We start from the raw sequence: 25,789 nt of genomic DNA on the forward strand, positions 1-25,789 counted from the left end.
CCGATTTTCCAAAAGAATATAGAGACAGGAGTATCCGATGAGCTTTCTGATTCCCGCCGCCTACGCCGACGCCGCTGCTCCCGCGGCCGCCGCAGGCCCGATGGGCACTGGTTTTGAGTGGGTCTTCCTGGTCGGCTTCCTGGTCATCTTCTACCTGATGATCTGGCGTCCGCAGGCCAAGCGTAACAAGGAGCACAAGAACCTCCTGTCCAGCCTGCAGAAGGGTGACGAAGTCGTCACTTCCGCGGGTATCGCCGGCAAGGTGCTGAAAGTCGCCGAGGACTTCGTGGTCGTCGAGGTCGCCGACAACGTCGAGCTGAAGTTCCAGAAGGGCGCTATCGCCGCGACCCTGCCGAAAGGCACGCTCAAGGCCATCTGAGTTCCAGGCAAAGAAAACCAATAGACGGGGCGCATGAAGCGCCCCGCGTCATAACGGGCGGTATCAATGCTCAACAAATATCCCCTGTGGAAATACCTGCTGATCCTGGCGGTGCTTGCCGTCGGCTTCATCTATTCCGCACCCAACCTCTACCCGGACGATCCGGCCGTGCAGGTCAGCGGCGCCAGCAGCGCGCTGCAGATCACCCAGGCCGACATCGACAAGGCCAGCAAGGCGCTGACCGACGCGGGCATCGCCGTCAAGGCGGGCAGCCTCGGCAAGAACAGCGGCCTGATCCGCCTGGTCAAGCAGGAAGACCAGCTTCCCGCCAAGGACATCGTGCGTCGCGCCCTGGGCGACGACTACGTGGTCGCCCTGAACCTGGCGCAGACCACCCCGAACTGGCTGCGCAACATCGCCGCCCACCCGATGAAGCTGGGCCTCGACCTTTCCGGTGGCGTGCACTTCCTCCTCGAAGTGGACATGGACAAGGCCGTCGACGCCCGCCTGAACGTCTACGAGAGCGAGATCAAGAGCGCCCTGCGCAAGGAGCGCCTGCGCTACCGCAGCCTGCCGGTGCAGGACCGCGCCATCCAGCTGGGCTTCACCGACGACGAATCGCTGGACAAGGCCAAGGCGCTGATCGCCAAGGACTACCGCGACTTCGAGGTGACCCAGGATTCGCGCAACGGTATGCAGGTGCTGCGCCTGGCCATGACCGCGGCCAAGCTCGCCGAAATCCGCGAATACTCGATCAAGCAGAACCTCACCACCGTGCGCAACCGCGTCAACGAGCTGGGCGTGTCCGAGCCGCTGGTGCAGCGCCAGGGCGCCAACCGCATCGTGGTCGAGCTGCCGGGCGTGCAGGACACCGCCGAAGCCAAGCGCATCCTCGGCAAGACCGCCAACCTGGAGTTCCGCCTGGCCGCCGAGCCCGACGCCATCAAGTCGGCCACCGAGACCTTCGAATTCCGCGAGCCGCGCCGCCCGCCGGTGGCCCTGGAGCGCAGCGTGATCATCACCGGCGACCAGGTCACCGACGCCAGCGCCAGCTTCGACGAGAACGGCCGCCCGCAGGTGAACATCCGCCTCGACGGCCACGGCGGCGAGCTGATGAACCGCGCCACCCGCAACAACGTCGGCCGCAGCATGGCCGTGGTGTTCATCGAGCAGAAGCCGATCACCCGCTATGCCAAACAGGTGGTCGACGGCGTCGAGCAGGAAGTCGCCGTCCCGGCCTTCAAGGAAGAGAAGAAGATCATCAGCCTGGCGACCATCCAGTCGGCCCTGGGCAACCAGTTCCGCATCACCGGCCTCGACGGCCCGGGTGAGTCCTCGGAGCTGGCCCTGCTGCTGCGCGCCGGCGGCCTGGCCGCGCCGATGTACTTCGCCGAGGAACGCACCATCGGCCCGAGCCTGGGTGCGGACAACATCGCCAAGGGCATCGACGCCTCGCTGTGGGGCATGGTGTTCGTGTCGCTGTTCATCATCGTCATCTACCGCTTCTTCGGCGTGATCGCCACCGTCGCCCTGGCCTTCAACATGGTCCTGCTGGTGGCGCTGATGTCGATCCTCGGCGCGACCCTGACGCTGCCGGGCATCGCCGGTATCGTGCTGACCATGGGCATGGCGGTGGACGCCAACGTGCTGATCTTCTCGCGGATACGCGAGGAGCTGGCTGGCGGTATGTCGGTGCAGCGCGCCATCCACGAAGGCTTCAACCGCGCCTTCACCGCCATCGTCGACGCCAACCTGACCTCGCTGCTGGTCGGCGGCATCCTCTACGCCATGGGCACCGGCCCGGTGAAGGGCTTCGCCGTGACCATGTCGCTGGGCATTCTCACCTCGATGTTCACGGCCATCATGGTCACCCGCGCAATGGTCAACCTGATCTTCGGCGGGCGTGACTTCAAGAAGCTGTGGATCTAAGGGGGATCATGAGATGAATATCAAGATCGGTACCATCAACTTCATGGGCGTGCGCAACATCGCGTTCGCCGCCACCCTGGTCCTCACCCTGATCGCCCTCGGCAGCTGGATCACCAAGGGCATCAACTTCGGCCTGGACTTCACCGGTGGCACCCTCATCGAGCTGAACTACCAGCAGCCGGCCGACCTGGGCAAGGTCCGCGACGAGCTGGTCAAGGCCGGCTATGCCGAGGCCGTGGTGCAGAGCTTCGGCGACACCAAGGACGTGCTGGTGCGCATGCCCAGCGAAGACCCGGAACTGGGCAAGAAAGTCGCCGCGGCGCTGCAGCAGGCCGACACCCAGAACCCGGCCAGCCTCAAGCGCGTGGAATACGTCGGCCCGCAGGTCGGCGAGGAACTGCGCGACCAGGGCGGCCTGGGTATGCTCCTGGCCCTGGGCGGCATCCTCATCTACGTCGGCTTCCGCTTCCAGTGGAAGTTCGCCGTGGGCGCCATTCTCTCGCTGATCCACGACGCCATCATCGTGATGGGCGTGCTGTCGTTCTTCCAGATCACCTTCGACCTCACCGTGCTCGCCGCGGTGCTGGCGGTGGTGGGCTACTCGCTGAACGACACCATCGTGATCTTCGACCGGGTGCGCGAGAACTTCCGCGTGCTGCGCAAGGCCAGCCTGATCGAGAACATCAATATCTCGACCAGCCAGACCCTGCTGCGGACCATGGCCACCTCGATCTCCACCCTGCTGGCCATCGCCGCGCTGCTGTTCTTCGCCGGCGACAACCTGTTCGGCTTCTCCATCGCGCTGTTCGTCGGCGTGCTGGCCGGCACCTACTCGTCGATCTACATCGCCGACGTGGTGCTGATCTGGCTGAAGCTCTCGGCCGAGGACCTGATCCCGCCGCAGGCCAAGGAAGTCGATGACCGCCCCTGAGGCCGTCCCGCCGCTCCTCGAAACTCCCGCTCCGGCGGGAGTTTTTCTTTGTGCGCGATCCGGCCGTGTGTCGACATGCAGTGGCGGATCGTGAAGGAATGTCGGAACTTTCCTAAGGATTCCCTGCTCCAAGGCAAGGACAAGGGCAAGTGCCCATATGAAAGGAAAGCCAGGAGGTCTATGTGAACAAGTCGTTGCTCATCGGTACCGTGTTGGGCGCAGTCGGCGTTACGGCAGGTGGAGCGGTGGCCACGTACAGCCTGGTGGACCGCGGCCCCGAGTATGCCGAGGTGGTCGCCGTCCAGCCGGTCAAGGAGACCATCAAGACACCGCGCCAGGTCTGCAAGGACGTGGCGGTCACCCACCAGCGCCCGGTCAAGGACCAGCACCAGATCGTCGGCACCGCCATCGGCGCCATCGCCGGCGGCCTGCTGGGCAACCAGATCGGCGGCGGCAATGGCAAGAAGATCGCCACCGTGGCCGGTGCGGTCGGCGGCGGCTACGCCGGCAACAAGGTGCAGGAAGGCATGCAGGAGCGTGACACCTACACCACCACCGAAACCCGCTGCAGCACCGTGAACGACACCAGCGAGAAAGTGGTGGGCTACGACGTCAAGTACATGCTCGACGGCAAGGCCGGCGAGGTGCGCATGGACCGCGACCCGGGCAGCCAGATCCCGGTGGACAAGAGCGGCCGGCTGATCCTTAGCCAGCAGTAAGCATCGAAGCACGAGAAGGCGCCCCGCGGGGCGCCTTCTTCGTTTCCGGCAGAGGCTCTTCGTAGGATCTCATCCGCGATCCGCGCCGGGACGTCCGGCTATCGCGGACAAGGTCCGCTCCTACGGGAGAGGAGGAATACCATGCTCCCCGGCAACCTGTAGGAGCGGGCCCTGCGCGCGATTTCGCGCGCAGGGCCCGCTCCTACATGGGAATGGCGTGGGTAGGGCGGCGTAGCGGATCTTATCCGCGAATCGCGCCGATGCCTCCGGCTATCGCGGACAACGTCCGCTCCTACGGGAGAGGAGGAATACCATGCTTCCCGGTAACCTGTAGGAGCGGGCCCTGCCCGCGATTTCGCGCGCAGGGCGCGCTCCTACATGGGAATGGCGCGGGTGGGGCGGCGTAGCGGATCTTATCCGCGAATCGCGCCGATACCTCCGGCTATCGCGGACAAGGTCCGCTCCTGCAGGGGGGGCTGCGCCGAGGTGCTTTCGGAGGGGAGTTGAGCTTGCCGAACAAAAAAGCCCGGCACATGGCCGGGCTCTTTCATTCCGCTGATGCTCAGCGCTTGAACGACGGCGGCAGGTGCGGCTGGATGCTGGTCAGCAGCGCCTTGAAGCACTTGGTGTTGCCGGCGACGATGTGGCCCTTCTCGAGGAATTCGTGGCTGCCGGTGAAGTCGCTCACCAGGCCGCCGGCTTCCTGCACCAGCAGCGCGCCCGCGGCCATGTCCCACTCGGACAGGCCGAACTCCCAGAAGGCGTCGAAGCGGCCGGCCGCGACGTAGGCCAGGTCCAGGCTGGCGGCGCCGGCGCGGCGGATGCCGGCGGTCTGGCCGACCAGGCTGCGGAACATGCCCAGGTAGGCGTCCAGGTGGTCCAGCTGGCTGTCGCGGAACGGGAAGCCGGTGCCCAGCAGGGCGCCTTCCAGGCTCTTGCGGTTGCTCACCCGCAGGCGGCGGCCGTTCAGCGCGGCGCCGCGGCCGCGGCTGGCGGTGAACTCTTCCTGGCGCACCGGGTCGAGGACCACGGCGTGCTCCAGGCGGCCCTTGTACTTGCAGGCGATGCTGACGGCGAAGTGCGGGACGCCGTGGATGAAGTTGGTGGTGCCATCCAGCGGGTCGATGATCCACAGGTAGTCGGCGCCTTCGCCGCTGCCCTCGAGGAAGCCGCCTTCCTCGCCCATGATGCCGTGGTTCGGGTAGGCCTTGCGCAGGGCGGTGACGATGCTGAGTTCGGCGGCGCGATCGACTTCGGTGACGTAGTCCTTGGCGTCTTTTTCGTTGACCGAGAGGGTGTCCAGGCGTTCGATGGAGCGGAAGATCAGTTCACCGGCGCTGCGGGCCGCGCGCAGGGCGATGTTCAGCATGGGCTGCATGGAGAGGTCACCTGGATGATGTTAAAGAAAGCCGAACATTGTACCAGAAAACCGTGGCGCTCATAGGGCGGCCTGTCGCTTGCGTGGCGCAAGACCGAGCGCTGCGGTAGGATTCCGTTCCTTTTCGTATCTGCTTGTGTGGAGAGCTTCGGTTGCTCGACAGAATTCGCGTGGTGCTGGTGAACACCAGTCATCCCGGCAATATCGGCGGTACCGCCCGGGCCATGAAGAACATGGGCCTGTCGCGCCTGGTGCTGGTCGACCCCATGGACTTCCCCAGCGGCGAGGCGGTGGCCCGCGCCTCCGGGGCGACCGACATCCTCGACGCCGCCCAGGTGGTGCCGACCCTGGAAGACGCCCTGGTGGGCTGCAGCCTGGTGCTCGGCACCAGCGCCCGTGACCGGCGCATCCCCTGGCCGCTGCTCGACCCCCGCGAGTGCGCGACCACCAGCCTGCAGCACGCCCAGCAGGGCGGCGAGGTGGCCCTGGTGTTCGGCCGCGAGTACGCGGGTTTGACCAACGAAGAATTGCAGCGATGTCAGTTCCACGTGCACATTCCCGCCAACCCCGAGTTCAGCTCGCTGAACCTGGCGACGGCGGTCCAGGTGCTCGCCTACGAGGTGCGCATGGCCTGGCTGGCCGCCGAAGGCCGGCCGACCAAGCAGGAGAAGCTGGAGACCACCGCCATGCTCAACAGCCTGCCGGTGACCGCCGACGAGCTGGAGCGCTTCTATGCGCACCTGGAGTCCACCCTGGTCGACATCGGCTTTCTCGACCCGCAGAAGCCGCGGCACCTGATGTCGCGCCTGCGCCGCCTGTACGGCCGCGCCGGGGTCAGCAAGCTGGAGATGAATATCCTCCGGGGTATCCTCACCGAAACACAGAAGGCCGCGCAGGGCGCGGCCTGCAAGCGGAGTGAAGATGATGTTTGAGCGTGTGCGCGAAGATATCCAGAGCGTATTCCATCGCGACCCGGCAGCGCGCAATGCCTTCGAGGTACTCACCTGCTACCCGGGCCTGCACGCCGTGTGGCTGCACCGCCTGGCGCACCTGCTGTGGACTTCCGGCTGGAAGTGGCTGGCGCGCCTGGTGTCCAACTTCGGCCGCTGGATGACCGGCATCGAGATCCACCCCGGCGCCAGGATCGGCCGGCGCTTCTTCATCGACCACGGCATGGGCATCGTCATCGGCGAGACCGCCGAGATCGGTGACGACGTCACCCTCTACCAGGGCGTGACCCTCGGCGGCACCAGCTGGAACAAGGGCAAGCGCCACCCGACCCTGGCCGACGGCGTGGTGGTCGGCGCCGGCGCCAAGGTGCTCGGCCCGTTCACCGTCGGCGCCGGGGCGAAAGTGGGTTCCAACGCCGTGGTCACCAAGGAAGTGCCGCCGGGCGCCACCGTGGTCGGCATTCCCGGGCGCATCATCATGAAGGACGATGCCGAGCAGCAGGCCAAGCGCCAGGCCATGGCCGAGAAGCTCGGTTTCGACGCCTACGGCGTCAGCCAGGACATGCCCGACCCGGTGGCCCGCGCCATCGGTCAACTGCTCGACCACCTGCAGGCGGTCGACGGCCGGCTGGAGGGCATGTGCCAGGCGCTGACGGCCCTGGGTAGCGACTACTGTGCGAAAAAACTGCCGGAGCTGCGTGAAGAGGACTTCGCCGGCGTCAAGGATGAAGAGGGCAAGGCGGCGCATTGATGCGTCGCTAACGATTTCCTGCTACATTATGCCGCCCTTCGCTGGCTAATCCCGAGTAATTTGATAGGTCTTATAGTTGACTCAAATACTCGGAAATGGCATCCTTTCGCCAGTCCAGTGATCCATTCGGGAATGTTCCATGCGTCTGACCACCAAAGGCCGCTATGCCGTAACCGCCATGCTCGACCTGGCGTTGCATGCCCAGCGTGGTCCGGTTTCCCTGGCGGACATTTCCGAGCGCCAGGGCATATCCCTGTCCTACCTTGAACAGCTGTTCGCCAAGTTGCGCCGTGGCAACCTGGTGACCAGCGTGCGCGGTCCCGGCGGCGGCTATCAGCTGTCCCGCGACATGGCCGGCATCCACGTCGCCCAGGTGATCGATGCGGTCAACGAATCGGTCGACGCCACGCGCTGCCAGGGGCAGGGGGATTGCCACTCCGGCGACACCTGCCTGACCCACCACCTTTGGTGCGACCTCAGCCAGCAGATCCACGAATTCCTCAGCGGCATCAGCCTCGCCGACCTGGTCGAGCGCCGTGAAGTCCAGGAAGTCGCGCAGCGGCAGGATGAGCGTCGTTGCGGAGGCACCGGCAAACGGCCGAGCCTCGATAAGATTGAAGCGTCCGCCATCGATTGAGCGCGCGCCAGCCTGTAGGAGTTACCTGATGAAATTGCCGATCTACCTCGACTACTCCGCCACCACCCCGGTGGACCCGCGCGTCGCTCAGAAGATGGCTGACTGCCTGCTGGTGGACGGCAACTTCGGCAACCCCGCCTCGCGCTCCCACGTGTTCGGCTGGAAGGCCGAGGAAGCCGTGGAGAACGCCCGCCGCCAGGTCGCCGAGCTGGTCAATGCCGACCCCCGCGAAATCGTCTGGACCTCCGGCGCGACCGAGTCCGACAACCTCGCCATCAAGGGCGTGGCGCACTTCTACGGCAGCAAGGGCAAGCACATCGTCACCTCGAAGATCGAGCACAAGGCGGTACTGGACACCACCCGCCAGCTGGAGCGCGAAGGCTTCGAAGTGACCTACCTCGACCCCACCGAGGAAGGCCTGATCACCCCGGCCATGGTCGAGGCGGCGCTGCGTGACGACACCATCCTGGTCTCGATCATGCACGTGAACAACGAGATCGGCACCATCAACGACATCGCCGCCATCGGCGAGCTGACCCGCTCGCGTGGCATCCTGTTCCACGTCGACGCCGCGCAGTCCACCGGCAAGGTCGACATCGACCTGGACAAGCTCAAGGTCGACCTGATGTCCTTCTCCGCCCACAAGACCTACGGTCCCAAGGGCATCGGCGCCCTGTACGTGCGCCGCAAGCCGCGCGTGCGCCTGGAAGCCCAGATGCACGGCGGCGGCCACGAGCGCGGCATGCGCTCGGGCACCCTGGCCACCCACCAGATCGTCGGTATGGGCGAGGCCTTCCGCATCGCCAAGGAAGAAATGCACGCCGAGAACGAGCGCATCCGCGCCCTGCGCGACCGCTTCTTCGCCAAGCTCGAAGGCCTGGAAGAGCTCTACGTCAACGGCAGCCTGACCCAGCGCGTGCCGCACAACCTGAACCTGAGCTTCAACTACGTGGAAGGCGAGTCGCTGATCATGGCCCTGAAGGACCTCGCGGTCTCTTCCGGTTCGGCCTGCACCTCCGCCTCCCTGGAGCCGTCCTACGTGCTGCGCGCCCTGGGCCGCAACGACGAGCTGGCGCACAGTTCCATCCGTTTCACCTTCGGCCGCTTCACCACCGAGGAAGAGGTCGATTACGCCGCCGGTATCGTGGGGCAAGCCGTTTCCAAGCTGCGCGAGCTCTCGCCGCTGTGGGACATGTTCAAAGAGGGCGTCGACCTGTCCAAGGTCGAATGGCAGGCCCACTGACCCGCCCCATAGAGAGTGAGGATTAGCCATGGCATACAGTGACAAGGTCATCGACCACTACGAAAACCCGCGCAACGTCGGCAAGCTCGACGCCGAGGATCCCGATGTCGGCACCGGCATGGTCGGCGCGCCGGCCTGCGGCGACGTGATGCGCCTGCAGATCAAGGTCAACGAGCAGGGCGTGATCGAAGACGCCAAGTTCAAGACCTACGGCTGCGGTTCGGCCATCGCCTCCAGCTCCCTCGCCACCGAGTGGATGAAGGGCAAGACCCTGGACGAGGCCGAATCCATCAAGAACACCACCATCGCCGAAGAGCTGGCCCTGCCGCCGGTGAAGATCCACTGCTCGGTGCTCGCCGAGGACGCCATCAAGGCGGCCGTGCGCGACTACAAGCAGAAGAAGGGTCTGCTCTAACCGCTCAGTTGAGTAAGGAGTTCCCATGGCCATCAGCATGACCGAAGCCGCCGCCAAGCATGTCCAGCGCTCCCTCGAGGGGCGCGGCAAGGGCGAGGGCATTCGTCTTGGCGTGCGCACCACCGGGTGTTCCGGGCTGGCCTACGTGCTCGAGTTCGTCGATGAGCTGGCGCCCGAGGACCTGGTCTACGAGAGCCACGGCGTGAAGGTCATCATCGACCCGAAGAGCCTGGTCTACCTCGACGGCACCGAGTTGGACTTCACCAAGGAAGGCCTCAACGAGGGCTTCAAGTTCAACAACCCGAACGTTCGTGGCGAGTGTGGCTGCGGCGAAAGCTTCAACGTCTGAGGCCGGCGTGGGTAGTCCTTGCCACTTCGCGCTCTTCGACCTGCAGCCGGCTTTCCGCCTCGATCTGGATGCCCTTGGCCAGCGTTACCGTGAGCTGGTCCGCAGTGTCCACCCGGACCGTTTCGCCGATGCTTCCGAGCGCGAGCAGCGCGTGGCGCTGGAACGCGCCGCCGAGCTGAACGACGCCTACCAGACGCTGAAGAGCGCGCCGCGCCGGGCGCTGTACCTGCTGTCCCTGCGTGGCCAGGCGCTGCCGCTGGAAGCGACGGTGCAGGACCCGGAGTTCCTCCTGCAGCAGATGCAGTTGCGCGAGGAGCTGGAAGACCTGCAGGACAGCGCCGACCTGGATGGCGTAGCCGCCTTCAAGCGCCGCCTGAAGGCCGCCCAGCAGCAGCTGGAGGACAGCTTCGCCGATTGCTGGGACGACGCCGCGCGCCGCGAGCAAGCCGAGCGCCTGGTGCGCCGCATGCAGTTTCTCGACAAGCTGGCGCAGGAAGTGCGCCAGCTCGAAGAGCGACTCGACGATTAATCCGCGCGGCCCGTGCCGCGCCCGTTACGCCTGATTAGAAGCCGCATGGTCCTATTGCAGATCGCCGAGCCCGGACAAACCCCTCAGCCGCACCAGCGCCGGCTGGCCGTGGGCATCGACCTGGGCACCACCAATTCCCTGGTCGCCGCCGTGCGCAGCGGCGTCGCCGCACCCCTGGCCGATGCCGAGGGGCGCCTGATCCTGCCGTCGGCGGTGCGCTACCTGGCCGACCGCGTCGAGGTCGGCGAGTCGGTCAGGCGCGGCGCCTCCGCCGACCCGCTGAACTCCATCATCTCGGTCAAGCGCCTGATGGGCCGTGGCCTGGAGGATGTGAAGCAGCTCGGTGGCCAGTTGCCCTACCGCTTCACCCAGGGCGAGTCGCACATGCCCTTCATCGAGACCGTGCAGGGCCCGAAGAGCCCGGTCGAGGTCTCCGCGGAAATCCTCCGCAGCCTGCGCCAGCGCGCCGAAGCCACCCTGGGTGGCGAACTGGTCGGCGCGGTGATCACGGTGCCGGCGTATTTCGACGACGCCCAGCGCCAGGCCACCAAGGACGCCGCGCGCCTGGCCGGCCTGCACGTGCTGCGCCTGCTCAACGAGCCCACCGCCGCGGCGGTCGCCTACGGCCTGGACAAGAACGCCGAGGGCGTGGTGGCCATCTATGACCTGGGCGGCGGCACCTTCGACATTTCCATCCTGCGCCTGACCCGCGGCGTCTTCGAGGTCCTGGCCACCGGTGGCGACAGCGCCCTGGGCGGCGACGACTTCGACCATGCCATCGCCGGCTGGATCATCCAGCAGGCCGGCGTTTCCGACGACCTCGACCCGGGCAGCCAGCGCCAGTTGCTGCAGGCCGCCTGCGCGGCGAAGGAAGCCCTGACCCTCAACGAAAGTGTCGAAGTCGCCTATGGCGACTGGCGCGGCAGGCTGGACCGCAGCCAGCTGGACGCCCTGATCGAACCCTTCGTCGCCCGCAGCCTCAAGGCCTGCCGTCGCGCCGTGCGTGATTCCGGCATCGAGCTGGAAGACATCGGCGCGGTGGTCATGGTCGGCGGCTCCACCCGCGTGCCGCGTGTGCGCCAGGCGGTGGGCGAGCTGTTCGGCCGCGAACCGCTGGTGGACATCGACCCCGACCAGGTGGTGGCCATCGGCGCCGCCATCCAGGCCGACGCCCTGGCCGGCAACAAGCGTGGCGAAGAGCTGCTGCTGCTGGACGTCATCCCGCTGTCCCTGGGTCTCGAGACCATGGGTGGGCTGATGGAGAAGGTGATCCCGCGCAACACCACCATTCCGGTAGCCCGCGCCCAGGAGTTCACCACCTACAAGGATGGCCAGACGGCCATGATGATCCACGTGCTGCAGGGCGAGCGCGAGCTGGTCAAGGACTGCCGTTCCCTGGCGCGCTTCGAGCTGCGCGGCATCCCGCCGATGGTGGCCGGCGCGGCGAAGATCCGCGTCAGCTTCCAGGTGGACGCCGACGGCCTGCTGGCGGTGTCCGCCCGCGAGATGAGTTCCGGCGTCGAGGCGAGCATCCAGGTCAAGCCGTCCTACGGCCTGACCGACGGCGAGATCGCCCGCATGCTGCAGGACTCCTTCCAGTACGCCGGCGACGACATGAACGCCCGCGCGCTGCGCGAGCAGCAGGTCGAGGCCGAGCGTCTGCTCGAAGCCGTGCGCTCGGCGCTGGACGCCGATGGCGAGCGCCTGCTGGACGCCGACGAGCGGCTGGCCATCGAGGCCAGCATGGATACCCTGCGCGAACTGGCCGCCGGTAGCGATACCGCCGCCATCGAGCAACAGATCAAGCGTCTGTCCCAGGTGACCGACGCCTTCGCCGCGCGACGGATGGACGCTTCCGTCAAGGCCGCCCTGGCCGGTCGCCGGCTCAACGAAATCGAGGAATAAGCGAAGATGCCGCAGATCGTATTTCTGCCCCACCCCGAGCATTGCCCGGAGGGCGCGGTGGTCGAGGCCCAGCCGGGCGAGACCATCCTCAAGGCTGCGCTGCGCAACGGCATCGATATCGAGCACGCCTGCGAGATGTCCTGCGCCTGCACCACCTGTCACGTGATCGTGCGCGAGGGCTTCAACTCCATGGAGCCGTCCGACGAGCTGGAAGACGACATGCTGGACAAGGCCTGGGGCCTGGAGCCGGATTCGCGCCTGTCGTGCCAGGCGGTGGTGGCGGACGAGGACCTGGTGGTGGAGATTCCGAAATACACCATCAACCAGGTTTCCGAAGGTCATTGAGGGAGCGGACATGAGCCTGAAATGGACCGATGTGCTGGAAATTGCCATCCAGCTGGCCGATAGCCATCCCGACGTGGACCCGCGCTACGTCAACTTCGTCGACCTGCACAGCTGGGTGGTCGGCCTGCCGGAATTCAGCGACGACCCGTCGCGCGGCGGCGAGAAGGTCCTGGAAGCCATCCAGGGCGCCTGGATCGAAGAGGCGGAATAGGTGGGCTGGAAGCTGGAAGCCGGAAGCTTGAAGCCGGAAGTGAAAGGCGCCACGCTTTCTAGCTTCTAGCTTCTAGCTTCTAGCTTCTAGCTTCTAGCTTCTAGCTTCTAGCTTCTAGCTTCTAGCTTCTAGCTTCTAGCTTCTAGCTTCTAGCTTCTAGCTTCTAGCTTCCAGCTTCCAGCCGCCCTTATGCTTTTCCCCGAACCCGCGTATAATTCGCGGGTTTTATCTTTAGGTGTTCGCTCAGGTTCCCCGCGGTGCCTGTCGATACCGCCGGAGCGCTGCGTGCGTACCGGCCCCGCGCGTGCCAGCCAGAGGCTGCCGCTGTCGCGCGGCTCACCCTGAATCACAGAAGCTCCTGGGCTCGTCCCAGGGGCTTCTCGGCATTACCAACCTTGCTTTTCGGAGTTATCCCAAATGGCCCTGCAACGTACCTTCTCCATCATCAAGCCCGACGCCGTCGCCAAGAACGTCATCGGCGAAATCCTGACCCGCTTCGAGAAGGCCGGTCTGCGCGTCGTCGCTTCCAAGATGGTCCAGCTGTCCGAGCGCGAAGCCGGCGGCTTCTACGCCGAGCACAAAGAGCGCCCCTTCTTCAAGGACCTGGTTGCCTTCATGACCTCCGGCCCGGTCGTCCTGCAGGTTCTGGAAGGCGAAGACGCCATCGCCAAGAACCGTGAGCTGATGGGCGCCACCGATCCGAAGAAAGCCGACGCCGGCACCATCCGCGCCGATTTCGCCGTTTCCATCGACGAGAACGCCGTTCACGGTTCCGACTCGGAAGCTTCGGCTGCCCGCGAGATCGCCTACTTCTTCTCCAGCACCGAGGTGTGCGAGCGCATTCGCTGATCCAGGCGAATGGGCGAGGGTGAATCCATGACTGATACCGCTGCAAAGGCCAACCTGCTGGGCATGACCAAGCCCCAGCTCGAGGAATTCTTCGAGTCCATCGGTGAAAAGCGCTTCCGCGCTGGCCAGGTGATGCAATGGATTCACCACTTTGGCGCCGAAGACTTCGACGCCATGACCAATGTCGGCAAGGCCTTGCGCGAAAAGCTCAAGGCCTGTGCCGAGATCCGCGGCCCCGAAGTGGTCAGCCAGGACATCTCCAGCGACGGCACCCGCAAGTGGGTGGTGCGCGTGGCGTCCGGCAGCTGCGTCGAGACCGTGTACATCCCGCAGAACGGCCGCGGCACCCTGTGCGTGTCGTCCCAGGCCGGCTGCGCCCTGGATTGCAGCTTCTGCTCCACCGGCAAGCAGGGCTTCAACAGCGACCTGACCTCCGCCGAGATCATCGGCCAGGTGTGGCTCGCCAACAAATCCTTCGGCACCGTGCCCGGCAAGATCGACCGCGCCATCACCAACGTGGTGATGATGGGCATGGGCGAGCCGCTGCTGAACTTCGATAACGTCGTCACCGCCATGAGCATCATGATGGAGGACTTCGGCTACGGCATCTCCAAGCGCAAGGTGACGCTGTCCACCTCCGGCGTGGTGCCGATGATCGACAAGCTCGGCGAAGTCACCGACGTGTCCCTGGCGCTGTCGCTGCACGCGCCCAACGACGAGCTGCGCAACCAACTGGTGCCGATCAACAAGAAGTATCCCCTGGCGGTGCTGCTGGATGCCTGCCAGCGCTACATTAGCCGCCTGGGCAAGGAACGCGTGCTGACCGTCGAGTACACCCTGCTCAAGGACGTCAACGACCAGCCCGAGCACGCTGAGCAGATGATCGCATTGCTCAAGGAAATTCCTTGCAAGATCAACCTGATTCCGTTTAATCCGTTCCCCCATTCCGGTTACGAGCGGCCGAGCAACAACTCGATCCGCCGTTTCCAGGACATGCTGCACAAGGGCGGCTTCAACGTCACCGTGCGCACCACCCGCGGCGACGACATCGACGCCGCCTGCGGCCAGTTGGTCGGCCAGGTGATGGACCGTACCCGCCGCAGCGAACGCTACATCGCCGTACGCCAGTTGGCGGCCGACGCCGAGAAGGCGCCCGCCAATCGAAACTGATCTCGAGGGAGGATTCCGATGACCTTGCGCGCCGCGCTGTTCGTGTTCCTGGCCAGCCTGCTGGCGGGTTGCGTGACGTCTGGGAAGCAGGACCCCCTGAGCACCGCCAAGGGCCGTGAAGAGGCCCGCGACGCCTACATCCAGCTGGCCATCGGCTACCTGCAGAACGGCAATACCGAGCAGGCCAAGGTGCCGCTGCGCCAGGCCCTGGAGCTGGACTCCTCGAGCGCCGACGCCCACGCCGCGCTGGCCCTGGTCTACCAGCAGGAGATGGAGCCCAAGCTGGCCGAGCAGGAATACCGCAAGGCACTGTCCTCGCGCTCGGATGCGCGCATCTGGAACAACTACGGCAGCTTCCTGTACGAACAGAAGCGCTACGACGAGGCCACCAATGCCTTCCAGAAGGCCGCCGAGGACAGCCTCTACCCGGAGCGCTCGCGGGTCTTCGAGAACCTCGGCCTGGTCAGCCTCCAGCTGAAGCAGCGCGAGCAGGCCAAGCAGTACTTCGAAAAGGCCCTGCGCCTGAACCGCCGGCAACCCAGCGCCTTGCTGGAAATGTCGCAGCTGTCCTACGACGATCGCCAGTACGTGCCGGCGCGCGACTACTACAACGAATACCTGAAGCAGGGACAGCAGAACGCCAAGAGCCTGCTGCTGGGCGTGCGGCTGGCCAGGGTCTTTGACGACAAGGACACCGCCGCCAGCTACGGCCTGCAGCTCAAGCGCCTGTATCCCGCATCCCCCGAATACCAGGCATACCAGGCAGAGAAATGATGAAGACGTCGCAGCCAGAAGTCGCCAGCACGAGCCGCGCCAATCCGGGTGAGGCCTTGCGCCAGGCGCGCGAGAGCCGGGGCTGGTCGACCTCGCAGGTGGCCGGTCAACTGAACCTCACCGAGAACTCCCTGCGCCAGCTGGAACTGGGCAATTTCGACAAGCTGCCGGGCCACACCTTCGCCCGCGGCTACGTGCGCGCCTACGCCAAGCTGCTGGGCATGGACCAGGCGCAGATGGTCAGCGCCTTCGACCAGTACACCGGCACCGACGCCACCGGCAGCAACGTGCAGAGCCTCGGCCGGGTGGCCGAGCCGATGCGCCTGTCGCGCAACCTGCTGCGCCTGTTCAGCCTGTTGCTGCTGGCCCTGCTGGTGGGCTTCGGCTACTTCTGGTGGCAGGAGCGCGCCGGGCGCAACCTCGCCGAGAACAGCGGCCTGAACCTGGAGCACGTCGAGGTCGAGAGCGCCGACGGCACCACCGAAGTGCACAGCCTCGACGAGCCCGAAGACCAGGCCGTCGCCGAGGACAAGGCCAGCGCGCCGAGCGAACCGGCTGGCGACAGCGGCGCCGCCGAGCCCGAACAGAATGCCGAGGCCCCAGCCAACCCGGCCGAGACCGCGCGCCAAGTGGCCGCCCCTGCAGCGCCGGCTGCTCCCGCCGCGCCGGCCGCCAACATCGCCGCCGTGCCCGCGACTCCGGCCGCTCCTGCCGCCCCGGCGGTTCCGGCCGCGCCCGCTGCCGAACCTGCTGCCCCGGCTGCCGCTCCGGTGGTGGCTTCGGCCGGCCAGGGCGTGGTCAAGGTGCAGTTCATCGCCGACTGCTGGACCCAGGTCACCGACGCCGACGGCAAGGTCCTGGTCAGCGCGCTCAAGCGCAAGGGCGACTCCATGGAAGTCGCCGCCAAGGTTCCCCTGGAGCTGCGCCTGGGCTTCGCCCGCGGCGCCCAGGTCAGCTACAACGGCCAGCCGGTCGACGTTTCGCCCTATTCCCGCGGCGAGACGGCACGCATGAAGTTGGGTGGTAACTAAAGATGCATTGCGCTTCTCCGATCAAACGCCGCCAGTCCCGCAAGATCTGGGTCGGCTCGGTGCCGGTGGGCGGTGACGCGCCCATCGCCGTACAGAGCATGACCAACACCGATACGCTGGACGTGGCCGCCACAGTCGCGCAGATCCGCCGCCTGGAAGACGCCGGCGCGGACATCGTGCGCGTCTCGGTGCCGGACATGGACGCGGCCGAGGCCTTCGGCAAGATCAAGCAGCAGGTCCGCGTGCCGCTGGTGGCCGACATCCACTTCGACTACAAGATCGCCCTGCGCGTGGCCGAGCTGGGCGTCGACTGCCTGCGCATCAACCCCGGCAACATCGGCCGCGAGGACCGCGTCAAGGCGGTGGTGGACGCGGCCCGCGACAAGAACATCCCGATCCGCATCGGCGTCAACGCCGGTTCGCTGGAGAAGGACCTGCAGAAGAAATACGGCGAGCCGACCCCCGAGGCCCTGCTGGAATCGGCCATGCGCCACGTCGAGCATCTCCAGCGCCTGGACTTCCAGAACTTCAAGGTCAGCGTGAAGGCCTCCGACGTGTTCATGGCCGTGGCGGCCTACCGCCTGCTGGCCAGGGAAATCGAGCAGCCTCTGCACCTGGGCATCACCGAGGCTGGCGGCCTGCGTTCGGGCACCGTGAAGTCCGCGGTGGGCTTGGGCATGCTGCTGGCCGAGGGCATCGGCGACACCATCCGCATCTCCCTGGCCGCCGACCCGGTGGAAGAGATCAAGGTCGGTTTCGACATCCTCAAATCCCTGCACCTGCGCTCGCGCGGCATCAACTTCATCGCCTGCCCGAGCTGCTCGCGGCAGAACTTCGACGTGGTCAAGACCATGAACGAGCTCGAAGGCCGCCTCGAAGACCTGCTGGTGCCGATGGACGTGGCCGTGATCGGCTGCGTGGTCAACGGCCCGGGCGAGGCCAAGGAGGCCCACATCGGCCTCACCGGCGGCACGCCGAACAACCTCGTCTACATCGACGGCAAGCCGGCGCAGAAGCTGCAGAACGAAAACCTGGTGGATGAGCTGGAACGGCTGATCCGCGAAAAAGCGGCCGCCAAGGCCGAAGCCGACGCCGCCCTGATCGTGCGCGGCTGACCGCAACAAGGACAACATGTGAGCAAGTCCCTGCAAGCCATTCGTGGCATGAACGACATCCTGCCGGACCAGACCCCGGTGTGGCGCTACCTGGAAAACACCTTCGCCGGCCTGCTGGAAGAATACGGCTACAGCGAAATCCGCCTGCCGATCATGGAGTTCACCGAACTCTTCGCCCGCGGCATCGGCGAAGGCACCGACGTGGTCGACAAGGAGATGTACACCTTCCTCGACCGCAACGAGGAGTCGCTGACGCTGCGCCCCGAAGGCACCGCGGGCACCGTGCGGGCCATGCTCGAACACGGCCTGACCGGCGGCGGCCAGGTGCAGAAGCTCTGGTACACCGGGCCGATGTTCCGCTACGAGAAGCCGCAGAAGGGCCGCTACCGCCAGTTCCACCAGATCGGCGTGGAAGTCTTCAACCTGCCGGGGCCGGACATCGACGCCGAGCTGATCATCCTCACCTGGCGCCTGTGGCAGAAGCTGGGCATGGCCGACGCCGTGACCCTGCAGCTCAACACCCTGGGCTCCAGCGAGGCCCGCGCGCGCTACCGCGAAGCGCTGGTGGCCTACCTGCAGGAACGCTTCGAGCAGCTCGACGAAGACAGCCAGCGGCGCATGACCACCAACCCGCTGCGCATCCTCGACAGCAAGGTGGAAAGCACCCAGGCGCTGCTGGTCGGCGCGCCGACCCTGCACGACTACCTGGACGAAGAGTCGATCGCCCACTTCGAGGGCCTGAAGGCCCGCCTGGACGCGGTCGGCCTGCGCTACGAGATCAACCAGAAGCTGGTGCGCGGCCTGGACTACTACTGCCGCACCGCCTTCGAATGGGTCACCGACAAGCTCGGCGCCCAGGGCACCGTCTGCGGCGGGGGCCGCTACGACGGCCTGGTCGGCCAGTTCGGCGGCAAGCCGACGCCGGGCGTGGGCTTCGCCATGGGCGTGGAACGCCTGGTGCTGCTGCTGGAGACCCTGGGCGTGGTGCCCGCCGAGCTGAAGCGCCCGGCCGACGTCTACGTCTGCGCCTTCGGCGAGCCGGCAGAACTGGCCGCCCTGAGCCTGGCCGAGAAGCTGCGCGACGCCGTCCCCGGCATCCGCCTGCTGCTCAATGCCGGCGCCGGCAGCTTCAAGAGCCAGTTCAAGAAAGCCGACAAGAGCGGCGCCCAATTCGCCCTGATCCTGGGTGACGACGAACTGGCCGCGCGCGTGGTAGGTTTCAAGCCCCTGCGTGGCGAGGGTGAGCAACAGAACATAGCCTGGGAGGCTCTGCCCGAGCACCTGGCAGCCTGCATCCAGCGGGCCTGAGAATCGAGCGGATTAGGAGTATTGGGGTGACCACGCGTACCGAAGAAGAACAACTGGCGGATCTCAAGGACTGGTGGCAGCGCAACGGCATGCCCCTGCTCACCGGGGCCGCCCTGGCGCTGGTGGTGGTGTTCGGCTGGCAGGCCTGGAAGAAGTACCAGGCCAACCAGGCGCAGAACGCCTCCATCCTCTACCAGCAACTGGTCGAAGCCTCGCTGACGCCCTCCGGCCAGCCGGACACCGCGCGCGTCGCCGAGCTGGCCAACAAGCTGACCAGCGAGTACGGCGGTACCCACTACGCCCAGTACGGCCGCCTGTTCGTCGCCAAGGTGGCGGTGGACGCCGGCAAGCTGGACGATGCCGCCAGCGAGCTGAAGGCCGTGGTCGACAAGCCGGTTGACGCCACCCTCGGCGAACTGGCCCGCCAGCGCCTGGCCCGTGTCCTGGCCGCCCAGGGCAAGGCCGAGGACGGCCTGAAGCTGCTCGAAGGCGACGCCGACAAGGCCTACGTCTCCAGCCGCGAAGAACTCAAGGGCGACCTGCTGGTGCAGCTCAAGCGCACCGACGACGCCCGCAGCGCCTACGAGAAGGCCAAGGCCGCCCTGCCCGAAGAGGCCGCCGCCGGCGCCCTGCAGGTGAAACTCGACGACCTCGCCAAGGGAGGTGCCTGAGATGCTGCGCTGGAAACATGCGGCGCTGCTGGCGCTGACCCTGCTCGCGGTCGGTTGCAGCAGCAACAGCAAGAAGGAACTGCCGCCGGCGGAACTCACCGACTTCAAGGAAGAGGTGCGCCTGGACAAGCAATGGAGCCGCTCGGTCGGTGACGGCCAGGGCGACCTCTACGAACTGCTGCAGCCGGCCGTGGACGGCTCCAGCATCTATGCCGCTTCCGCCGAAGGCCGCGTCATGGCCATGCAGCGCGAGAACGGCGATGTGCTCTGGAAACAGGACCTCGACCTGCCGATCTCCGGCGGTGTCGGCGTCGGTGGCGGCCTGGTGCTGGTCGGCACCCTGAAGGGCGACGTCATCGCCCTGGACGCCGCCAACGGCGAGCAGAAGTGGCGTACCCGCGTGCCCAGCGAAGTGCTGGCGGCGCCGGCCACCGACGGCGACGTGGTGATCGTGCAGACCCAGGACGACAAGCTGATCGCCCTCGACGCCAGCACCGGCAACCAGCGCTGGGTGTACGAGAACACCGTGCCCGTGCTGACCCTGCGCGGCACCGGCACCCCCATCATCGCCGGGCGCATGGCCATCGCCGGCCTGGCCAGCGGCAAGGTGGTGGCGGTGGACGTGCAGCGTGGCCTGCCGATCTGGGAAACCCGCGTCGCCGTGCCCCAGGGCCGTTCCGAGCTGGACCGCGTGGTGGACATCGACGGCGGCCTGACCCTGATCGACAACGTGATCTACGTAGCCAGCTACCAGGGCCGCGCCGCCGCCCTCGACCTGGCCAGCGGCCGGGTGATCTGGCAGCGCGAGGCCTCCAGCTACGCCGGCGTCGCCGAAGGCATCGGCAGCGTCTACGTCAGCGATGCCAGCGGCACCGTGGAAGCCCTGGACGGCCGCAGCTCGTCCTCGCTGTGGAGCAACGACGCCCTGGCGCGCCGCCAACTGTCGGCCCCGGCGGTGTTCTCCAGCAACGTGGTGGTGGGCGACCTGGAAGGCTACGTGCACCTGCTGAGCCAGGTGGACGGCCGCTTCGTCGGCCGCGAGAAGGTCGACGGCGACGGCGTGCGCGTGCGCCCGCTGGTGGTCGACCGGTGGATGTACGTGTATGGCAACAGCGGCAAGCTGGTCGCCTTCACCATTCGCTAAGCTATGTTCTACCTGCCGGCCGCTGTTGGATGACGACAGCGGCCGGCGTGTTTTTTACGAATTCCTGAAATTTCCTGGAGAGCCGCATGGTTCCCGTAATCGCCCTGGTGGGCCGCCCCAACGTCGGCAAGTCCACCCTGTTCAACCGCCTGACCAAGACTCGCGACGCCATCGTCGCCGAGTACGCCGGCCTGACCCGCGATCGCCAGTACGGCGAGGCCAAGTGGCAGGGCAAGAAATTCATCGTCATCGATACCGGCGGCATCACCGGTGACGAGGAAGGCATCGACGCCAAGATGGCCGAGCAGTCGATGCAGGCGATCGAGGAAGCCGATGCGGTGCTGTTCATGGTCGACGCGCGCGCGGGCCTGACCGCCGCCGACGAGATGATCGCCGAGCACCTGCGCAAGCGGAACAAGCGCAGCTACCTGGTGGCCAACAAGATCGACACCGTCGATCCGGACATCGCCCGCGCCGAATTCAGCCCGCTGGGCCTGGGCGACGCCCTGACCATCGCCGCCGCCCACGGCCGCGGCATCACCCACATGCTGCAGACGGCCCTGGGCGAGATGTTCCAGCCCGAGCCCGAGGCGCCGGAAGACAACGACCTGCCGGACGAGCTGGAAGAGGTCGCCGAGGGCGAGGAAGCCAAGCGCATTCCCGGCCCCAGCGAGAAGGATGGCATCAAGATCGCCATCATCGGCCGCCCCAACGTCGGCAAGTCGACCCTGGTCAACCGCATGCTCGGCGAGGAGCGGGTGATCGTCTACGACCAGGCCGGCACCACCCGCGACAGCATCTACATCCCCTTCGAGCGCAACGAAGAGAAGTACACCCTGATCGACACCGCCGGCGTGCGCCGCCGCGGCAAGATCTTCGAGGCGGTGGAGAAATTCTCGGTGGTGAAGACCCTCCAGGCCATCCAGGACGCCAACGTGGTGATCTTCGTGATGGACGCCCGCGAGGGCGTGGTCGAGCACGACCTCAACCTGCTCGGCTTCGTGCTGGAGACCGGCCGCGCGCTGGTCATCGCGCTGAACAAGTGGGACGGCATGGAGTCGGGCGAGCGCGACTACGTCAAGACCGAACTGGAGCGCCGCCTGCTGTTCGTCGACTTCGCCGACATCCACTTCATCTCGGCGCTGCACGGCACCGGCGTGGGGCACCTGTACAAGTCGGTGCAGGAGTCGTTCCGCTCCGCCGTCACCCGCTGGCCGACCAGCAAGCTGACGCAGATCCTCGAGGACGCGGTGCAGACGCACCAGCCGCCGATGGTCAATGGCCGCCGCATCAAGCTGCGCTACGCTCACCTGGGCGGCGCCAACCCGCCGCTGATCGTGGTCCACGGCAACCAGACCGAAGCGGTGCCCAAGGCCTACACCCGCTACCTGGAGAAGACCTACCGGCGCGTGCTCAAGCTGGTCGGCACGCCGATCCGCATCGAGTACAAAGGCGGCGAGAACCCCTTCGAAGGCAAGAAGACCCAGCTCACCGAGCGCCAGGTCAACAAGAAGCGCCGGCTGATGTCGCACCACAAGAAGGCCGAAAAGAAAAAGAAAGACAAGAAGCGCTGAAAGCCGAAAAGAGCGCTGGAGGCTGGAAGGCTGGACGAGCGAGAATCCTCCGGCGCTCTGTATTTCGTTTAGCCTCAAGCCTTCAGCGCTCTTAATCGGCTTTTTGGGAACCGCCATGCTCACCAGCAAACTGCCCAACGTCGGCACCACCATCTTCACCCGCATGTCGCAGCTCGCCGCCGAGTGCGGCGCGCTCAACCTGTCCCAGGGCTTCCCCGACTTCGACGGCCCCGCCGCCCTGCGCGAGGCGGTGGCCCGCCACGTCATGGCCGGGCACAACCAGTACTGCCCGATGACCGGCCTGCCGGCGCTGCGCGAGCAGGTGGCGGCCAAGGTCGCCGCCTTCTACGGGCGCAACGTCAGCGCCGACGCCGAAGTGACCATCACCCCCGGCGCCACCGAGGCGATCTTCTGCGCCGTGCAGGCGCTGATCCGCCCCGGCGACGAGGCCATCGTCCTCGATCCCTGCTACGACAGCTACGAACCCTCGGTGGAACTGGCCGGCGGCCGCTGCGTGCACGTGCCGCTGAACCTGCCGGACTTCCGCATCGACTGGCAGCGCCTGGCCGACGCCATCACCCCGCGCACCCGCCTGATCTTCCTCAACAGCCCGCACAACCCCAGCGGCGCGCTGATCGACCGCGCCGACCTGGACCGCCTGGCGGCGCTGATCCGCGAGCGCGAGATCTACGTCATCAGCGACGAGGTCTACGAGCACCTGATCTACGACGGCGTGCAGCACGCCAGCGTGCTGGCCCACGACGAACTCTATGCCCGGGCCTTCGTGGTCAGCTCCTTCGGCAAGACCTACCACGTCACCGGCTGGAAGACCGGCTACGTGGTGGCGCCGCCGGCACTGTCGGCGGAGATGCGCAAGATCCACCAGTACGTGAACTTCTGCGGCGTCACCCCGCTGCAGTGGGCGCTGGCCGACTTCATGGCCGCGCACCCCGAGCACCTGCGCGAGCTGCCGGGCTTCTACCAGGCCAAGCGCGACCTGTTCTGCGACCTGCTGAACGGTTCGCGCTTCAGCTTCCAGCGCGCCGCCGGCACCTACTTCCAGGTGGTCGACTACTCGGCGATCCGCCCGGACCTGGACGACGTCGCCATGGCTGAGTGGCTGACCCGCGAACACGGCGTGGCGGCCATCCCGGTCTCGGTGTTCTACCAGCAGGCCCCGGCGGACATGCGCCTGGTGCGCTTCTGCTTCGCCAAGAAAGAGGAGACGCTGCGCCAGGCGGCGGACAAGCTATGCGCGATCTGAGCCAACTGCCCGACCTCAACCTGGCCCTGGTGCAGACCACCCTGGCCTGGCACGACGCGCCGGCCAACCGCGCGCACTTCGACGCGCTGCTGGAACAGGCCCGCGGCGCCGACATCGTCATCCTCCCGGAGATGTTCACCACCGGCTTCTCCATGGACTCCGAGGCCCTGGCCGAGGCGGAGGAGGGCGAGACCTACGCCTGGCTGCGCCACCAGGCCGCGCGCCTGGACGCCGTGGTGACCGGCAGCGTGATCGTCCGCACCGCCGACGGCAGCCACCGCAACCGCCTGCTCTGGGCCCGCCCGGACGGCGAGATCCTCCACTACGACAAGCGCCACCTGTTCCGCATGGCCGGCGAGCACAAGCACTACACGCCGGGCGAGCGCCAGGTGCTGCTGGAGTGGAAGGGCTGGCGGGTGCGCCCGCTGGTCTGCTACGACCTGCGCTTCCCGGCCTGGAGCCGCGACGCCCAGGACACCGACCTGCTGCTCTACACCGCCAACTGGCCGGCCGCCCGCCGGCTGCACTGGAACCGCCTGCTGCCGGCGCGGGCCATCGAGAACCTGTGCTACGTGGCGGCGGTGAATCGCGTGGGCGAGGACGGCAAGGGCCACGCCTATGCCGGCGACAGCCAGGTGCTGGACTTCCAGGGCGAAGCGCTGCTGGAAGCGGCCAATAGCGACGGCGTGTTCCACGCCAGCCTCTCGGCCCAGGCGCTGGCCGCCTACCGCGAACGCTTCCCGGCCTACCTCGACGCCGACCGCCTCGTCATCGAGCCCTGAGGCTGTAGGCAGACGCTTTTCGTAGGATGGGTCGAGCGAAGCGATACCCATCGCCCTGCTTGACCGCACGCCGGCCCTGCCGACGCAATCGCGGGGCCTGCTCCGTGCCCCCTGTAGGAGCGGGCCCTGCCCGCGAATCGCGCGCAGGGCGCGCTCCTACAGGTTGATGCCGAACCTTGCAATGCCGGACAGCCCCCTCTCCCGCTTGCGGGAGAGGAGCGGCGTAACCCACAACACGGTTGTCGCCGGTAATCACCATTCGCGAGCAAGCTCGCTCCTACCGCATGAGCGAGCATGGCTTTTCGTAGGATGGTGTTGAACGAAGCGATACCCATCAGCGCAACCGCATGGGTTTCGCAAGCTCAACCCATCCTACGAAGAGCGTCCCGGTGCGGCCCGCAAGACAGTTGCTCCTACAGGTGGAATGCCATGCCTCGCACCCCTGTAGGAGCGGACTCTGTCCGCGATTCGACCGTCAGGACGCCGCCAGCAACCCCTCGATACGCCGATGCAGGTTGCCCAGCGGCGTGAAGTGCGCCGGATCGATGTGGTTGGAATTCTGCTCCAGCTGCACCAGGCGCATGCCGCCGGCGACCTGCCCACGCAGTTCCTCGTAGGCGGCGATGACCTCTTCCGCCAGGGCGCGGGCGTGCTCCGGCACCTGCTCCAGGCTGTAGCGCCTGACCCGGGCGCTGTCGTAGTAGCCGGCGGCCTCGCCCAGGTCGACGCCCAGCCATGCGCCGGTGTCGCGCAGCACCGCCTCGCCGAGGTCCTCGTGGAACACCGCCCTGACCGAGGGCAGGTTGCGCAGGAAGCGGATGTACAGCGCCATCACCTGCAGGAAGCTCTTGAGCACCGTGTCGTAGCCGGCTGCCTCGTCGCCGTTCAACTCGGCCAGGCCGCGGGTCGACATGAGCACGTCGATGGGGTTGCGGAAGGTGAAGACGTAATGCGAGCGGTAGAAATGCCGGCAATGGAATTCGAACAGTTGCTGGCAGGTGCGCGCGGCCTCGTGGGGATTGACCACGATCTTGCTGCCGACGTAGCGGTAGTGCCGGGCGAGCCGGGCCAGGTAGTGGTGCCAGGGGGCGTCTTGCTGGAACAGCGGCGGACAGAAGCTGCTCTTGTTCTCCTGGTTGCCCCAGGACCTGTGCATGGCGTTGTAGCGCGCGGCGAAGTCCGGGGTGCCCGGGTCGTCCTGCAACGCCGGTTCGCCGAGGAGGAAGATCTCCGGTGAGCTGTTCAGCGCGTTCTGGAGGACGGTGGTGCCGCTGCGCGCCGCGCCGATGACGAACAGGCCGCGGTCGTCTGGCACCGCGATGTCGGCGGTTTCCGTCAGGAGCGATTCTTCGCGCTGCGGGTTGGACTTCAGAACCTGCCAGAGGCGTTGCGGCGTGGACAGCATTCTCTGCTCCGTTTTTCTTCTTGTCGGGGGA

27 protein-coding genes are annotated in these 25,789 nt (G+C 66.5%); 25 read left to right on the top strand and 2 right to left on the bottom strand.

The features are described from left to right. The first annotated feature begins 37 nt into the window (after window positions 1-37). From yajC to QSJ95_RS13435, 4 genes are all read left to right on the top strand, one after another. Entirely contained in the window at window positions 38-379 is a 342-nt protein-coding gene (gene yajC / locus QSJ95_RS13420) for a preprotein translocase subunit YajC (RefSeq protein WP_009616155.1), read from the top strand. Between the two features lie 66 nt (window positions 380-445). Continuing rightward, window positions 446-2,308 carry a protein translocase subunit SecD gene (gene secD / locus QSJ95_RS13425; RefSeq protein ID WP_285642964.1) on the top strand — a complete coding sequence of 621 codons (1,863 nt, stop codon included), beginning with the start codon at window positions 446-448 and terminating at the stop codon, window positions 2,306-2,308. Between the two features lie 13 nt (window positions 2,309-2,321). Next, the gene (gene secF, locus QSJ95_RS13430; protein ID WP_276216055.1) at window positions 2,322-3,239 is read left to right on the top strand and encodes a protein translocase subunit SecF; all 918 of its coding nucleotides are present in this window, start codon (window positions 2,322-2,324) and stop codon (window positions 3,237-3,239) included. A gap of 182 nt (window positions 3,240-3,421) precedes the next feature. After that, window positions 3,422-3,958 (top strand): glycine zipper 2TM domain-containing protein, encoded by a 537-nt coding sequence (locus QSJ95_RS13435; protein WP_285642965.1) that lies wholly within the window; start codon window positions 3,422-3,424, stop codon window positions 3,956-3,958. A gap of 562 nt (window positions 3,959-4,520) precedes the next feature. On the opposite strand, the gene suhB is transcribed toward QSJ95_RS13435, so the two are convergent. Beyond that, complete coding sequence (suhB, locus tag QSJ95_RS13440; RefSeq protein WP_043315890.1) at window positions 4,521-5,336, bottom strand: type III secretion system regulator SuhB; 816 nt, start codon at window positions 5,334-5,336, stop codon at window positions 4,521-4,523. A 152-nt stretch (window positions 5,337-5,488) separates the two neighbouring features. Here suhB and trmJ point away from each other — a divergent pair, with 152 nt between their 5' ends. The 21 genes from trmJ (at window position 5,489) to QSJ95_RS13545 (ending at window position 24,353) form a co-directional block, all read left to right on the top strand. Continuing rightward, window positions 5,489-6,268 carry a tRNA (cytosine(32)/uridine(32)-2'-O)-methyltransferase TrmJ gene (gene trmJ / locus QSJ95_RS13445; protein ID WP_285642967.1) on the top strand — a complete coding sequence of 260 codons (780 nt, stop codon included), beginning with the start codon at window positions 5,489-5,491 and terminating at the stop codon, window positions 6,266-6,268. Next, window positions 6,261-7,037, top strand: coding sequence for a serine O-acetyltransferase (gene cysE / locus QSJ95_RS13450; protein ID WP_009616161.1), 777 nt, complete (start codon window positions 6,261-6,263; stop codon window positions 7,035-7,037). Before trmJ ends, cysE begins: the two co-directional genes overlap by 8 nt. Before the next feature lie 139 nt (window positions 7,038-7,176). After that, window positions 7,177-7,674: a Fe-S cluster assembly transcriptional regulator IscR gene (gene iscR, locus QSJ95_RS13455; protein WP_009616162.1), complete on the top strand. Its 498-nt coding sequence runs from the start codon at window positions 7,177-7,179 to the stop codon at window positions 7,672-7,674. A 28-nt stretch (window positions 7,675-7,702) separates the two neighbouring features. Next, window positions 7,703-8,917 carry an IscS subfamily cysteine desulfurase gene (locus tag QSJ95_RS13460; RefSeq protein ID WP_009616163.1) on the top strand — a complete coding sequence of 405 codons (1,215 nt, stop codon included), beginning with the start codon at window positions 7,703-7,705 and terminating at the stop codon, window positions 8,915-8,917. A 28-nt stretch (window positions 8,918-8,945) separates the two neighbouring features. Continuing rightward, window positions 8,946-9,332: a Fe-S cluster assembly scaffold IscU gene (gene iscU / locus QSJ95_RS13465; RefSeq protein ID WP_009616164.1), complete on the top strand. Its 387-nt coding sequence runs from the start codon at window positions 8,946-8,948 to the stop codon at window positions 9,330-9,332. A gap of 25 nt (window positions 9,333-9,357) precedes the next feature. Continuing rightward, window positions 9,358-9,681: an iron-sulfur cluster assembly protein IscA gene (iscA, locus tag QSJ95_RS13470; RefSeq protein WP_009616165.1), complete on the top strand. Its 324-nt coding sequence runs from the start codon at window positions 9,358-9,360 to the stop codon at window positions 9,679-9,681. A gap of 7 nt (window positions 9,682-9,688) precedes the next feature. Then, window positions 9,689-10,210 carry a co-chaperone HscB gene (hscB, locus tag QSJ95_RS13475; protein ID WP_043273029.1) on the top strand — a complete coding sequence of 174 codons (522 nt, stop codon included), beginning with the start codon at window positions 9,689-9,691 and terminating at the stop codon, window positions 10,208-10,210. 45 nt (window positions 10,211-10,255) lie between these two features. Beyond that, window positions 10,256-12,115 (top strand): Fe-S protein assembly chaperone HscA, encoded by a 1,860-nt coding sequence (gene hscA / locus QSJ95_RS13480; RefSeq protein ID WP_043273027.1) that lies wholly within the window; start codon window positions 10,256-10,258, stop codon window positions 12,113-12,115. A 6-nt stretch (window positions 12,116-12,121) separates the two neighbouring features. Next, the gene (fdx, locus tag QSJ95_RS13485) at window positions 12,122-12,460 is read left to right on the top strand and encodes an ISC system 2Fe-2S type ferredoxin (RefSeq protein ID WP_009616168.1); all 339 of its coding nucleotides are present in this window, start codon (window positions 12,122-12,124) and stop codon (window positions 12,458-12,460) included. A 10-nt stretch (window positions 12,461-12,470) separates the two neighbouring features. Next, window positions 12,471-12,671: a Fe-S cluster assembly protein IscX gene (iscX, locus tag QSJ95_RS13490; RefSeq protein WP_064584191.1), complete on the top strand. Its 201-nt coding sequence runs from the start codon at window positions 12,471-12,473 to the stop codon at window positions 12,669-12,671. A gap of 417 nt (window positions 12,672-13,088) precedes the next feature. After that, complete coding sequence (ndk, locus tag QSJ95_RS13495) at window positions 13,089-13,520, top strand: nucleoside-diphosphate kinase (protein ID WP_009616170.1); 432 nt, start codon at window positions 13,089-13,091, stop codon at window positions 13,518-13,520. A gap of 27 nt (window positions 13,521-13,547) precedes the next feature. Further along, the gene (gene rlmN, locus QSJ95_RS13500) at window positions 13,548-14,690 is read left to right on the top strand and encodes a dual-specificity RNA methyltransferase RlmN (protein ID WP_285642975.1); all 1,143 of its coding nucleotides are present in this window, start codon (window positions 13,548-13,550) and stop codon (window positions 14,688-14,690) included. Window positions 14,691-14,708: 18 nt separating this feature from the next. Next, window positions 14,709-15,464: a type IV pilus biogenesis/stability protein PilW gene (gene pilW / locus QSJ95_RS13505; protein ID WP_058487332.1), complete on the top strand. Its 756-nt coding sequence runs from the start codon at window positions 14,709-14,711 to the stop codon at window positions 15,462-15,464. Further along, complete coding sequence (locus QSJ95_RS13510) at window positions 15,461-16,495, top strand: helix-turn-helix domain-containing protein (RefSeq protein WP_285642979.1); 1,035 nt, start codon at window positions 15,461-15,463, stop codon at window positions 16,493-16,495. Before pilW ends, QSJ95_RS13510 begins: the two co-directional genes overlap by 4 nt. A 2-nt stretch (window positions 16,496-16,497) precedes the next feature. Further along, window positions 16,498-17,610, top strand: coding sequence for a flavodoxin-dependent (E)-4-hydroxy-3-methylbut-2-enyl-diphosphate synthase (ispG, locus tag QSJ95_RS13515; protein ID WP_089389503.1), 1,113 nt, complete (start codon window positions 16,498-16,500; stop codon window positions 17,608-17,610). Between the two features lie 18 nt (window positions 17,611-17,628). Further along, window positions 17,629-18,918: a histidine--tRNA ligase gene (hisS, locus tag QSJ95_RS13520; protein WP_043271459.1), complete on the top strand. Its 1,290-nt coding sequence runs from the start codon at window positions 17,629-17,631 to the stop codon at window positions 18,916-18,918. Between the two features lie 26 nt (window positions 18,919-18,944). Further along, the gene (locus QSJ95_RS13525) at window positions 18,945-19,589 is read left to right on the top strand and encodes a YfgM family protein (RefSeq protein WP_009616176.1); all 645 of its coding nucleotides are present in this window, start codon (window positions 18,945-18,947) and stop codon (window positions 19,587-19,589) included. A gap of 1 nt (window position 19,590) precedes the next feature. Further along, a complete protein-coding gene (bamB, locus tag QSJ95_RS13530) occupies window positions 19,591-20,733 on the top strand; it encodes an outer membrane protein assembly factor BamB (protein ID WP_285642988.1) in 1,143 nt (380 codons plus the stop codon). A gap of 86 nt (window positions 20,734-20,819) precedes the next feature. Beyond that, on the top strand, window positions 20,820-22,307 hold the full coding sequence (der, locus tag QSJ95_RS13535; protein ID WP_009616178.1) for a ribosome biogenesis GTPase Der: 1,488 nt from the start codon (window positions 20,820-20,822) through the stop codon (window positions 22,305-22,307). A 115-nt stretch (window positions 22,308-22,422) separates the two neighbouring features. Then, the gene (locus QSJ95_RS13540) at window positions 22,423-23,571 is read left to right on the top strand and encodes a pyridoxal phosphate-dependent aminotransferase (RefSeq protein ID WP_285642991.1); all 1,149 of its coding nucleotides are present in this window, start codon (window positions 22,423-22,425) and stop codon (window positions 23,569-23,571) included. Then, complete coding sequence (locus QSJ95_RS13545; protein WP_285642993.1) at window positions 23,559-24,353, top strand: amidohydrolase; 795 nt, start codon at window positions 23,559-23,561, stop codon at window positions 24,351-24,353. The genes QSJ95_RS13540 and QSJ95_RS13545 overlap by 13 nt, the downstream gene beginning before the upstream one ends. A gap of 475 nt (window positions 24,354-24,828) precedes the next feature. Here QSJ95_RS13545 and QSJ95_RS13550 read toward each other — a convergent pair whose 3' ends face one another. Further along, window positions 24,829-25,758 (bottom strand): sulfotransferase, encoded by a 930-nt coding sequence (locus QSJ95_RS13550; RefSeq protein ID WP_285642995.1) that lies wholly within the window; start codon window positions 25,756-25,758, stop codon window positions 24,829-24,831. Window positions 25,759-25,789: the final 31 nt, after the last annotated feature.

The organism is Pseudomonas sp. NBRC 100443 (assembly GCF_030268185.1).
Classification (GTDB): Bacteria; Pseudomonadota; Gammaproteobacteria; order Pseudomonadales; family Pseudomonadaceae; genus Pseudomonas; species Pseudomonas citronellolis.